The 13,314-nt window shown below is 52.0% G+C and carries 8 protein-coding genes; 5 read left to right on the top strand and 3 right to left on the bottom strand.

The features are described from left to right. Together HOK28_04370 and HOK28_04375 are read left to right on the top strand one after the other, a co-directional pair. A partial coding sequence (locus tag HOK28_04370) for a hypothetical protein (GenBank protein ID MBT6432302.1) occupies nucleotides 1-568 on the top strand: 568 nt, incomplete at its 5' end. Nucleotides 569-570: 2 nt separating this feature from the next. Continuing rightward, complete coding sequence (locus HOK28_04375) at nucleotides 571-1,566, top strand: flippase-like domain-containing protein (GenBank protein ID MBT6432303.1); 996 nt, start codon at nucleotides 571-573, stop codon at nucleotides 1,564-1,566. Here HOK28_04375 and udk read toward each other — a convergent pair. The 3 genes from udk to HOK28_04390 are packed head-to-tail and all read right to left on the bottom strand — an operon-like array spanning nucleotide 1,563 to nucleotide 4,515. Further along, a complete protein-coding gene (udk, locus tag HOK28_04380) occupies nucleotides 1,563-2,186 on the bottom strand; it encodes a uridine kinase (protein MBT6432304.1) in 624 nt (207 codons plus the stop codon). The two genes, HOK28_04375 and udk, sit on opposite strands and share 4 nt — an antisense overlap. Before the next feature lie 46 nt (nucleotides 2,187-2,232). Beyond that, nucleotides 2,233-3,912, bottom strand: a complete 1,680-nt coding sequence (locus HOK28_04385; protein ID MBT6432305.1) for a SpoIID/LytB domain-containing protein — start codon at nucleotides 3,910-3,912, stop codon at nucleotides 2,233-2,235. A gap of 54 nt (nucleotides 3,913-3,966) precedes the next feature. Continuing rightward, on the bottom strand, nucleotides 3,967-4,515 hold the full coding sequence (locus HOK28_04390) for a peptidylprolyl isomerase (GenBank protein MBT6432306.1): 549 nt from the start codon (nucleotides 4,513-4,515) through the stop codon (nucleotides 3,967-3,969). 110 nt (nucleotides 4,516-4,625) lie between these two features. Here HOK28_04390 and HOK28_04395 point away from each other — a divergent pair, with 110 nt between their 5' ends. From HOK28_04395 to HOK28_04405, 3 genes are all read left to right on the top strand, one after another. Further along, entirely contained in the window at nucleotides 4,626-5,162 is a 537-nt protein-coding gene (locus tag HOK28_04395) for a hypothetical protein (GenBank protein MBT6432307.1), read from the top strand. Nucleotides 5,163-5,413: 251 nt separating this feature from the next. Continuing rightward, nucleotides 5,414-7,141, top strand: a complete 1,728-nt coding sequence (locus HOK28_04400) for a hypothetical protein (GenBank protein MBT6432308.1) — start codon at nucleotides 5,414-5,416, stop codon at nucleotides 7,139-7,141. Beyond that, nucleotides 7,138-13,314 (top strand): hypothetical protein (locus HOK28_04405; protein MBT6432309.1); only part of this gene is annotated, 6,177 nt, incomplete at its 3' end. The genes HOK28_04400 and HOK28_04405, both read left to right, overlap by 4 nt.

Raw genomic sequence — 13,314 nt, forward strand, 5'->3', positions numbered from 1 at the left:
CGAGCGGCGCAAGGAACTCAATCAGGCCTTGGTGGAATCTGGCATTGATATTGAGATTTTGCCGAACGCTGAGCACCATTTAAGACCCAGCCTTTTTGACCGTATCGACGCCGGAGCGGTGGTGCCCATTGGTGGAAAGGGTAAGTGGTTGTTGGTTGAGCTGCCCTGGCAGCCGATCCCCAACCCTGAGGAGATCATCTTCCGCATTCAGATGAAGGGTTATCGAGTGATTTTGGCCCACCCCGAGCGCTATAAATACATCGAACCCCATACGGTGGAGCGCTTTGTTGAACGAGGTATCTTGATGCAGCTTGAATTAGGCAGCTTTGCGGACCTCTACGGCCGGCGGGCCCGTAAACGAGCCATTCGGTATGCGGATAACGGGCAATGCCATGTGTTGGCCAGCGATCTGCACTTTCCGCGGGATGCGGAGAAGTGGATAGCCAAGTCATCTAAGTATGTTCGAAAACGTTATGGAGATGATGGCTTCATGCGAATGTTCTCCGAGAATCCAACCTTACTTACGAACAACGCGGACCATTTCGATGTCGTCCCTCTGAAGCGATAAGTATGAGGGGATTTAGGCGATTCGTCCCGGGGCTTATTGTTAGCTTGGTTCTCTTGTATTGGGTCTTTCGTGGGCTGGATACAACTGACCTGATGAAAGTCTACCGAAATCTTGATGCCCCGCTGCTCTTTGTAAGCGCCACTTTATTCATTCCAATGCAGCTGTTTCGGTTGGGGCGTTGGATCCTTCTAACGAGCCCGCTTGGTGTAGTTTCATTTCGAGAACAAATAAGAATTAGCATTGTGGGAAATGCTTTAACGATTTTACTTCCTTTACGGCTAGGTGAATTTTCACGGCCGGCCATGTTAAAGTCGGTTTCAGGAGTACCTGTTAGCAGTGGACTTGGTGTAACTGCTCTTGAACGAGTATTGGACGGACTACTTATCTCGGGCGTGTTTTGGGCCTTGATTCCGTTTATGCCTATCGCGGCGACTGAGAATAAAGTTGTTTTTGGTGCAGCCATCGGTTCGGGTTTGCTCTTTTCAACTGCAGCGCTTGCGCTTGTTGGAATGGCAACACGCCCCCAATGGATAGAGCTTGTGGGACTCCAGACAATGGGTCGTTTGGCACCGAGTTTATGGGAAAAGGTTTGGGAGCTTATGAAGGCGTTCGTAGCAGGCTTACAGGTGTTACGGGGGCCTCGGAATATTCTGGCGGTTTTTGGGGCAACGGTTGGCTACTGGGGCGCGAATGCGCTGGTGGTTGCCGGTGTGGCTGCTGCTTGCGGTATGAAGCTGCCTTGGGTGGCGGCTCCTCTTATTCTATGTGTCTTGGTGTTTGCGATTATGCTGCCATCGGCACCCGGTTTTTTGGGCACCTATCAAGCTGCTTTGGTTCTCGGATTGTCGTTGTTTGATTATCAGGCAGGTCAAGCCGCTACCTACGCAATGGTTCTTTATCCGCTTAACATGCTTTTGATGGTGGGTATGGCGCTGCCTTATGTCGGCGGAATATCGGATGTCGTTGCTCAAACGAAAGATGCCTTTAGGCATTCCTAAATTTGCAGTAATTTTCCGAGAACCAGGTCAAGTGCGACCCGGTTATTGCCGCCTTCTGGAATGATGATATCCGCCCAGCGCTTGCTCGGTTCCACAAACTGAAGATGCATGGGCCGAACGGTTTTATAATACTGCTCCCGGACCTGTTGGAAGGTTCGGCCACGTGCCTCCATATCACGACGGATACGGCGTATTACTCGGATGTCGGAGTCTGTATCGACGAATACTTTCACGTCGAGACGGTCGCGGATGGCTTCGTCGACAAAAACCAAAATACCTTCAACAATAACCACCGGGGCAGGCAACAAAGTTCGAGTGGCTTGAGTGCGTCCGTGTGTACGGAAATCGTACGATGGGACTTCCACACTTTGGCCAGCGCGAAGCATATCCAAATGCTTGATAAACAATTCGTTGTCCAGCGAGTCGGGGTGGTCATAGTTGAGCAGCTCCCGCTCTTCCATGGGCATATCGGGGTGGTGCTTGTAGTAGCTGTCGTGGTCGATGACCGCTACTTTATCGGCGGGCAATCCGGCCGCAATATTGGCAGCAACGGTGCTCTTACCTGATCCGGTACCACCGGCGATTCCTACGAGTACGGGTGTTTGATTAGTTGAAGGCATAATGTGGGGCTTACAGGATGGAATGAAGATTGAAAAGAGCAAAGGACTAGTCGGTTAACAGTGTCGATTTTTCGTAGAGCTTCTTAAGATCAGGCTGATTGTAATAATGCTTGAGAATGGCTTGGTAATCGTAATCAGCCTCGGCTCTTCCTATTGCACCCATTTGGCACATTCCAACACCGTGACCCCAGCCTCCGCCGGAGAATATTAAGGCATCAATCAGCCCACTGGGGTCGCGCTCTTTTTCTACGACAAAGGTTCCACTCTTTAAATTGTTGAAGAAGCGGCGGATAGGTAGTTCGTAATGAATGGTGTGGGAACTCAGACTTCCGATAAGTTCGAGGCTTTTAACTCTTCCACCTTTGCCACGACCTTGGATTCGTACATCTTTCAAGCGTCCGATTTTAGGAGATTTTTCTTGAATAATAGAGAAGAGTTCCTGGAACCCATAACGGCGGGTCCAACGAAACGTCGAAGACCTCATTTTGCTCGCCTGATTGCAATATGTCTTGGGCGGCGAGTTGAGCCAGTCTCTAATATTGCTGGAATTGATACCTGAATCGAAACGACGGTTCGGAGTGACCATATCGGACTTTGCACGGAGCGCAGCATTGGCGATGTCTCCCCAGACGAAATGGTTGTGCTCAGTGTAGCCGCCACAGGTTGATGAATAGGTAGCGTTGACCAGTCTACCTTTTTTAAAAAGAGCAACGCCGGTGGTATCGATAACTGCTTGTGTGGTGGTTTTCTTTTCTTTGGTGATACCGCCGTAGACCTGGCAGTGCTGAGCGCTGCAGAGATGGAATGGGTCAGCATGATGGCGCCGACCCAGTTGCGAGAACAAGATGTTCCGGGCGGCTACAGCTTGGGCTTTTAAAGATTCTGGGTGGGCTGTGGCAAAAATTTCAGATGGCACAACACCAGCTAAAATTGCCTCAGCACCTAATACATTGACCACGGCGAGCTTACCGCTTGCATCGACCACCACATAAATATCGCCGCGATAACTTCGAGCTTGGTAGCCATGCCATTTGTAGCCTTTTCCGTATTCCACTTTTTCAACGCGCAATACAGAGTCGACGTTTTGAGGACTGAGGCGAATGTAGCTGGTGGCTTCACCCAAGGGTTGACCGTCTAGGGTGATCTCTAATCTTCCCCACGGTCTCTTATGAATACGCCGTTGTACGGATGCTCTGATTTGAAATTGGCTGTAGGTGGTCGCCACAATCTGATCCGCTTCTTTTTCGGTTTCAGCTCGTGTGATGATGCGAATATTGCGGGTATCAATGACGTTTCCACCAACGCCAAGGACCGTTCCGTCCTCGAGGGCCTTAACATTCTTAAATCCGCGCTCTCGCCATAGTTTAATCTTGTTGGGGACGGTATTTTGTTGACTGTGAGCTACGGTTTCGAACTGAACAAAGAGGCTTGTTCGCGCGGGTGTGGATTCGATGACGCGGGCTTTTAGGCGGTGCTTACCGCTAACCTGAGTTCGTTTGTGAACACTTTGCTCGTAGAAATCGAGTGAGAAGGTTCCTGTAGAGCCAATGGTTATTTTATTTTGGCCGGTCATGATCCCGACGGCCACGGCCGGCTCGCCGTTTTGATTCACAGCAACGCGGTTGCCATAAAGTAAATCCATACCGCTAGGAATTGCCGGCGGCGGTATATCATCGGTGGCGCCCGATTGGGCGCAAATGACCACACTCAGTAGCTGAGCTATCACGGCTGAAATCATGTTGGAGATAGAGTGGGGCAGAGCGCTGCCCCAATCAAGAGATTAATCGATGTTGATGGTGACCTTTTCGATAACAACATCATCGACGGGGCGATCACCGCGACCAGTTTCTACGCCCGCAATTTTCATAACGTTGTCGAGTCCTTCAACAACTTCTCCGAATACGGTGTGTCGTCCGTCGAGCCATGGTGTTGCAATTTCAGTAATGAAGAATTGCGAACCGTTGGTGTTGGGTCCGGCATTGGCCATCGAAAGAATACCAGGTCCCGTGTGCTTGAGCTCAGCAACGAATTCGTCTCCAAATTTGTAGCCAGGTCCACCCATTCCGGTGCCTTCTGGATCGCCGCCCTGGATCATGAATTCACGAATGATGCGGTGGAATACGGTTCCGTTGTAAAGTGGCTCAGATACAGTTTCACCTTTTGGGTTCACCCATGGAATCTGTCCGGTTGCTAGGCCAACGAAGTTGCCTACAGTAACGGGACACTCTTCGGCGAAAAGCTTAGCGGTAAACTCACCCTGATTGGTCGTGAATACGGCGCTTACTTTTGCACCTTTTTCGAATGTTGGGAGATTTGGAGGATTTGCCACGGTAGGCTCCTTTGCTGAGTATAAATAGCCGGTCTTCCGGTTTGACCGGTTTGCGTTGCTACCGTAGAACACGGCCTTAGCGCAAGACCGCAATCAAGGAGCTTCTGGATATGTCTGCACATGATGATGACCGCCCTAAAAAGTCGTGGCGTGAAATTGATGCCGGTAAAAACAAGAGCAACCACAGAACAGGCAGTGGAGGAGCCAAACCAGATAGAATGGCGAACTCTCAGGCTTACCGAAGCTACAAGACTCAGCTCAATAAGCTCTTTGACGGCGGCGCTGAATTACCGGACGCATTGAAGGAAAAGCTTCAGGATTCTGGGATGGTAGAGGCCGCGAAGGCAAAAAAGACTGCGACTCAGGCGGTTTTGGATGCCATGAGTCCCCGAAAGCTGCGTAAAGCGTTCAAGGCTTACCGTGCTGACTATGGGTTCCCAGAGGAGAGTGCGCTGCTCAACAAATTGCTCGAAAGTGATGATGAAGATCTGCTTGTAGAGATTTTTGAGGTGATAGAGCGCTTGGTCGGTGAGGGAGAGCTCAAAGCCGGAAGCGCCATGAAGGCCCGAATTAAATCAGCACTTATCTTGGTTGATGCACCGGAAGTTCAAACTCTCGGCTCAGCTCTTTTGAAGAAGCTTCGCTAAATAAGCAGTTGTCCTCCTGGCGGTAGTTAATTTCTCTACACTTACCCACCTGCTAAAGTCTCCATCCACCACCCAGCGATCGTTCTATAAGTCTTCTCTAAGAAACCACGGATCTATTCGTTTTGGTTGCGATTCTTCCGTGAGGACAACTTGGGTTTGGGGTAGAATTTTCTATAGCTCAATCCGTGGGGAGCACCGGTGGCGTGAAACATCGGGATTGTTGAGTTTTGATATTCAATAGGGGGACGATTGTGAGCAGGGGAGCCTTATGTCGTGGGTCTGTTTGGGTAGTATTCATTTTGTTGGTGGGTGCCGGTTGTACGAGCATCGATGATGTAGGCGGGGGCGATTCTTTAGCGGATCCGCCAAATGCACCTGTTTTAGACCAATCGATTCCGACGCAAGTAAACGCGTGCGATACGCCGGGCTGTCAAAACATCCTTTTGATCTCGGGTACCAAGGCTGCTCGCTCAGGCGTCATCTTGGATAGTGGTGTGGTCGCGGCGCCCTTATCAGAGGTCACAACCTTCAGTTTCGATTTCGAATTAACTGCAGAGAGCAACCGAGTGGCCATCAGGGCTTTCGACCAAGACAATCAAACCAGCGAGTGGGTCTACCTCGACATCACCCTGATTACGGCCGAGGAACCAGGCGGCGAGGGCAGTGATCCGGGCGATCCAACCACAGGAGTGGACATCGGCCTCCTCGATTTAACCAATGAAGCAGACGCCTTTAGCTCGTTGGACCCTAAAATCGCCATTGGACCCAATAATATCCCGATGGCTGTCTGGCAGAGCTGCGGTGGTGCGGATGCGTGCGACCGGCCGCGGATTTTGGCGAGCCGTAAAATCAGTCCGACCCTATGGGCTACGCCCACAGTCATAAGCTCGGATGATATTGGCTCGGCCAACGCGTTGAGTCCTGACTTGGTGGTGGATAGCCAAGGTGTCGCGCACATTGTTTGGGTGGATGACGGCAGTGTTGGGTTTCGAGGCGGTGTTTCCGACATCATTTACCGAACATGGGATGGCACAGTCGGCGGTGGTCTTGGAACACCGGAAACAGTGACCCGTAATCATATTCCTTCGGATGCCCCCGTTGATGACCCGGCAATCGGAGGTTTTAGCAACGTTATCCGTGCTGCTTACATGGCGCGCTCTGGAACGAGTGCGCAGCGAGAATTTGAAGTATTCGAAGCAGCGCAGGTTGTGGGGGCGGCTTGGACGCTCGCGCAAGTATCTTCCAATGTCTTTGACGAGGGTGCAGGGCACAGCGGTGCTACGCGGCCAGATATTGCGGTAGATGCTCAAGGGCATTCTCATATTGTGTGGCAGAACGCGCGAAAGTTAAACGCCGAGTTCACCGACCGAACAGATATTCATTACTTTGTCACCGGCGCATCGGGGCCGTGGGTCGTCAACGAACCATGTGATTCGGGGGAAGACCGCAACGTCCACAGTCCTAGCTTAGCGGTAGACCCATACGACGAGCAGAACCGCGTCTACGTTGCCTGGGTAGCCGACGGTGGTTGCAGGGCGGAAGGTCAGGCCCGAAGCATACACCTTGGTTACACTGAGGGAGCGATGGGTGCGTTCGAAGTCTTTTCAAACCCAGTCACGGATTTCGTACAGTTTGGTTCGAGCACCAACAGGACACCCGTGGTCGGCTTAGTAACAAGCAGCGATATACCAGTCGCAGAACGCTTCGTTGTCGTGGGGTTTGTGACGGGCGCAGCGCTGGGAGAGTCGGGGGATGACGACGACGTGGTGCTTCGCAAGTTAAGCCGGTCGGGTAGCCCGGTGGGCACCATCGCGGTGGTGAGTGAATCTATACCAGGACAAGACACCAGCTTGGAGAAGAGCCGAAAACCATCGTGCGTTATCGGAGATAATGCTGCTGCGCATTGCGTCTGGCAGGAGTGGGACGGCGCTGATGCGGGTGCGGATTATGATATCGTTTACGGGGTGCTCATACCGTGAGTGGTTCAAGGAGCAATAGACGCTTTCAAGCTCTATCAGCTTTGATAGCGCTTATTATTGGTTTCGCTTTCTCCGCCAAGGCCGATCCCTATGGGTACAGCCACACAACGGTTGGTTATGAATGGGAATCGCTAACTGCAGCGAGTGGAGGCCCGTCACACAGCTCTTCAAGCGTGGCTTACACTTGGCAAAACTGCTCTCGAACAGGGTGGGGACCAAGCAATGATGACGGCTACAAAACCGTAAGTATCGGCTTTAATTTCCCGTTCTATAATAACTCCTACTCGACCGTTCATATCGGAACCAATGGCTTTATGGGTTTTGGTTCAACGTCACGTATGTACGACTACTCGCCGGATGCTATTCCGAGCAGTAATGATCCTGATAATATCGTGGCGCCTCTCTGGACGGATTTGAACCCAAGTAGAGGGGGAAGTATCTGGTATTGCCGAACCACGGCGTACGGGCAACAAGCTCTGGTCGTCAACTGGGTTGGTGTTCCTTATTACTACAATACGAGTCCAAACACCTTCCAGGCCGTCTTGCTGGCCAATGGAGAGATTCGATTTAATTACGACTACGTCGCAAGTTACCGCACGTACACCACGGGGGTAGAAAATCAAAATGGGACACTGGGTACCCAGGTTTGGCGCCGTAGTTCGTCTATGAACGATGTCTCGTTGCGCTTTATACCGCCGGGCGGTGCAGCGGGTCCGGTTAATGCTCAACACGTGAACTTTTCTGATGACAGCGTTCGGGGTGGCTATAATTTAGGGTTTAATTTCGACTTTTATGGGAACAACTATACCCAGGCGTGGTTCAGCTCCAATGGCTTCATGTCTTTCGTAAACCCCGGACATTCATATTGTTGCAACGGTAATCAACTCGGCGTGGGGCAAGGTCCGCGGGCCATCATTGCCGGCTATTGGAATGATATGAACCATAGCTCGGGCATGTATGGAACCTTGGGCAGCGCACCGAATCGGCGTTTTGTTTTCCAGCATACGGGCAGAGAGTACTCAAATGGACCGGCGCAAGAATACCAGGTGGTTCTCTACGAGACTTCTAACGCCGTCAAGGTAAACCTTCGCAATGCATCCCGTAACAGTCACCGTGTGACGACCGGAATTCAGAATTACGACCGCAACTATCACCAGAGTTATATCTACGGTTATCCTGGACCTATTTCCAATACATCTGTCCTCTTTGAGCGGGAAAACTCGGCGGAGGTGAGCTGGGTTACTCTTACGAATCAAAATGCTGCTTTACCCGGACTTCGAGGCAGCTGGGCCCTGGACCGGGCAGCGCAAACACGTTCACGGCTCTACATGGGAAGCAGTGTGAGTGGTACCGGTTGTAACGGTGGAGTGCTTATTAAGGATACTAACCACGGTTCAGCTGCGAGTGTGAACTACGACTTCAATAACACCAGTGGCTGGCATTCATTAGAGCGAGATCGCTCCTATTGCCTGCAGGTTGACGTTCTTGACAATTGGGGCCATCGCCGGTCGGCGGCGAGAACGATTAACAACAATAATCCGGCAGTGTCAGGAACACTTGACCAGGCGGCCGGAACCGCGACCATCACCGCGAGTTGGAGTGATAATGCTGCGAACAACTCGCGGATGGAATTGGTTCTTGAGGAAAACTGTACAGGTGCAGTGGTTCACACGGAGGTTATTTCTTGGAACTCAACCGGCAGCGTTTCTAAAACCTACACGCTTGACCGTGACAAAAACTATTGTGCTCGGCTGGTCATGGGCGGACGAACGATTACCAGTAACCTCGGCCGCTTAAACCATGCCACTCTGAGTGCAGTGGGTGTGGCGCTTGAAAATGCTGCGATACCGAGAATTCGGGGAACTTATTCGTTAAGCCATGCGGCACCCGTGACGGTGAGTCTGTATGGTAACTCAACCACCACGAACAATCAGACTTGTACAGGCGGGGGCTTGGTGGGGACCAGTCAAACAGGCTCGTCTCAATCTGGGAGCAAGGATTGGGAGAGTTCCGCAGCTCATCCTCTTGTTCGCGGTCTAACCTATTGCATCCTTTTCACCGTAGACGATGGTGGGCTGAATAAACAGGCAAGGCAATACACAATCCCCGATAATAATGTTTCGCTTTCTGGAGCGATTGACCAAGGCGCAGGGACGGCAACACTGGATGCGTTGTGGGATGGAAATGCCGGTGGCGACTCGAGTATTACACTCTACCGCAGTGCGAATTGCGGAAGTAATTTTGTCGGGACCCAGGCTATAACTTGGAATCAAAATGGTGGCATTTCCCATACCTTTACGGGGTTGACCCGAGGAAACGATTACTGTGCGCGCCTTTCGGTTGGTCAGATAACGGCCACCGTTGATCTGGGGCGTTTAAACTTTGGATCCATTTCCTCGCTTAGCCTCAATGGTAACACCACCAATGCGTCCCTCAGTGGCGCTTGGCAACTGACTCATGCAGCACCCCATACCGCCGTGCTTTATGAAGCCAGCAGTGATGGCGGTAATACTTGCTCGGGTGGTACCCAGATTTGGACTCAGAGTTACGGGGCATCGACCTCTCAGACACCTTCCTGGGCCAACAGTGCAGGTTGGCAAGAACTTGAGCGTGGTACCAACTATTGCTTAGAGCTGACGGTTGATGATGGCGGCGCCAGTACCACGGCAGATGGTTTTAATTTAGCGGCACCGGGTAGCTCGCTGGGTTATTCGATGGACCAAGATGCAGCGTCCCTAACCATAACTGGTAACTGGACAGGACGGGCAGGGGCAGATGCACGGCTCTTGGTTTATGCAAATGCGAGTTGCACAGGGGCTCCTCTGGTTTCCGAATCCGTTGCCTACGATAGGCAAAACAATCAGACCAAGACTTGGACCACTGCGACTGGCTTAACGCGAAATACGCATTATTGTGGTGCGCTCGAATTAGGTAATGCTCGCGTCACTCGTGACCTTGGTCTCCTGGAAGACTACGCCCGGATATCGAATTTAAATTTGACGATGTCCAATGCAGATAATCCAACGTTAACGGTTGCTTGGCAGCTCTCACGCCATTCAGCGGTGACAACACGATTGCTGATGAACAGCACACGCAGCGGCGACACGTGTGTGGGAGGGACTGAGGTATCAGCGCTTCTGGAATTACCCGATGAGGTCAGCGGCGAGTTCCATTGGGATAACACTGACCAAGATATTTTTCTGGAGCGCGGCCGAACTTATTGTATGGAATTCCGAACCACTGACGGCGGGAACGTGGTCACAGCCAGAGACTATACAATCCCTGATAATATCACTGGTTTGACTGCCTACGTTGATCAGGAATCCAGTGCATTCGGGATTGGGGGCGGCTGGACCGGCAATGCGGGAGGCAATGCTTGGCTGCGGCTTTACGCCAACGGAACTTGCACGGGAGCCCACATTGAACAAGTCGATATCGGTTGGGAATCCCAGGCATCCGAATTCCTTGAATACTCATTTCGAGAAGAGTACACGCGAGGTGTAGATCATCGCGCCAAGCTTCAATTGGGTGCGGTCTCAAGAACTGTCTTTGTAGGCCAACTCGGGTATGCGAGCTTTCGAGATGTTACATTTAATATAACCGACGCCAACCTTCCGCGCATTTCTGCCAGCTGGGGGCTTAGCTATGCAGCTCAGACCGTTCTAACTCTCTTCGACAACAGCCAAGCTGACGGTAACAGTTGCTCGGGTGGTTCAGTTTTGGAAACTGTTACGCTTGATGCCGCGGATACTTTTTCGCGGGCTTGGGAGAATAGTTTAGCGAGCCATGTGTTAAAGCGTGGGCGCTCGTATTGTATGTATCTGTCTACCAATGATGGCGGAGATTCCAAGGTCGCACGGGATGTGGTCGTTGAGGCCACGGGCCTTGGCGTGACGGGTACTCTTGGTCAGGAGCAAGCGATTGTAAATGTGGTGGGATCTTGGACGGGTTTGGCCGGTGCCGCTTCTTCAGTGGAAATCTATCGAAATACCGATTGTAGTGGGGCGCCGCTTTACCAGGTGCCGATTGCTTGGAATCAAAATGCAGGTGTGACCCAAGCATTTGATTCAGCGGATTATCCAGAAGTGCTAAGAGGTCATGATTATTGCGGCAAGATAGTCCTGGGCGATGCTTCTCAGAGTGCAACTTTGGGCACCCTCGAGTTCGCGACCTTCTCTGCAAATCAATTTACGGTCTACGACGCACAATGGCCAACTCTGCAGTCTAAATATTGGCTAAGCTATCCCGCTCCGGTAACAAGCCGCCTCTTTGGCGGGGATTATGTTGTAAGCGGTGACCAGTGCGTGGGCGGAACGCTGCTCTCGACCGTGAATGACAATACGGCTCAGCAAGGAACCCATGAATGGATTAACTCGGCTGGGGCAACTTTTGCTCGAGGTACATCGTATTGCATGCAATGGGATGTTGCTCAGACCGACGGCGACACTGCGGCCATCGAATTAACGATTCCTGATAACATCGTTGCATTGAGCGGCACGGTAGATGCGGCAGCTGGCTCATTTACCGTTGATGGCTCGTGGGTAGGGAGGGCCGGCGCTGAGGCGCTGCTTGAACTTTACGGTAATGAGACGTGCACTGGAGCATCGGTTGCCAACGAAAATATCGGCTGGGATGCCTTGAGCAGCGATGCTTTGCCCCACACATTTACAGGGGACTTTACGCGTGGCCAAACCTATTGCGCGCGTTTGACCCTCGGGCTTGCCACACGAACGGTGGTTTTAGGTGAGCTCGAGTTCGCGCACATCGACAGTCTTGAATTGGCTTTGACCGAGCAAGATACTCCATTGCTGACGGGCCAGTGGGCGATGAGTCACGCAGCGGCGTCACGAACCACGCTTTATCGCAACAGCGTAGCGGCGGGGAATACATGTTCGGCATCTGATGCCGGCCTCAACCGTGTAGAGATTGAAACAACGAGCCATCCCTCGGCAGCAACTGGAACGCGGCAATGGCAAAACAGTGTAAACCACTCAATTTTGGAACGAAGCCGGAATTATTGTTTGCTTCTCGAAGGTCAAGATGGCGGAAGCAGTGTAAGTGCAGCCACGGTATTCATTAGCTCAGGTAATCCCTCGGTTTCCGGCACCATTGGCCAAAATGAGATGTCCATCACGGTATCCGGAGCTTGGACTGGCTTTGCGGGCGCTGGTTCAAGTGTCGAGCTTTATAAATCGGCCGATTGTTCCGGAGCCGCTTTTTTCACCCAAGCAATCTCGGCGCTACAGGAGAGTGGCCAAAGCGTCACTGTGTCGGCTGAGAACTACCCGATTATCGAGCGTGGGCATGAATACTGCGGGCGAGTTGTTCTCGGAGGAACGGCGGTAGCTGAAAGCCTTGGAAGCCTAGATTTTGCAACCATTGATTCCGCTTCCCTTCAACTTGCGGATGTGCTTGCTCCATCGCTGAGCGCCAATATTTCTCTTTCACGAGAAACACCGTTAACCATTTCGCTCTACGACGGTGGGGTCAGAGATGGGGAAGTCTGCAGCGGCGGAGTATTGGTTCGCGCGGCGACGTATACGGCTGCTTTGCAAACGGAAACCTTTACCAGCTCCGCAGGTCAGCCCTTTACCAGAGGTGGCACTTATTGTGCTCAATTCGAACTCAACGATGGTGGCGGAGCTAAGGCTGCAAGAGAATATCTCATTCCCGGAAACATTCAGGATTTGTCTGGAACCATCAACCAGGCGGCGGCCAGCTTCACTATCGCCGGGGCATGGACTGGACAGGCCGGCGCAAACTCACGTCTACTTTTGTACCAGAGTGCGACATGTAGCGGTGAGCCGATTCAGGCACAAAGCGTTGCCTGGGATGGAGAGTCTGCATCTGTTTTACCCTTTGATTTTGTAGCGAGCGGTGCGCCATACGTTCGTGGCCAGCAATACTGCGTGCGACTTGAACTGGGCAATGCAAGCCGAAACTATCCTCTCGGCGAACTCGATTACGCATATGTCACCGGCGCAAGTTTGGATTCTGAAGATGCCTTACGCCCATCGATTAGCGCTTCTTGGACATTAAGTCATTCGACGGGCGTTGAACTGCGGCTTTATAAAGACAGTGTTGCAAACGGCAATCAGTGCTCCGGTAACGATTTGGTGGATACTCAGGAGCCAGCAGAGTCACTGACCGGGAGCTATACATGGGACAACGAC

Source organism: Deltaproteobacteria bacterium (assembly GCA_018668695.1).
Classification (GTDB): domain Bacteria; phylum Myxococcota; class XYA12-FULL-58-9; order XYA12-FULL-58-9; family JABJBS01; genus JABJBS01.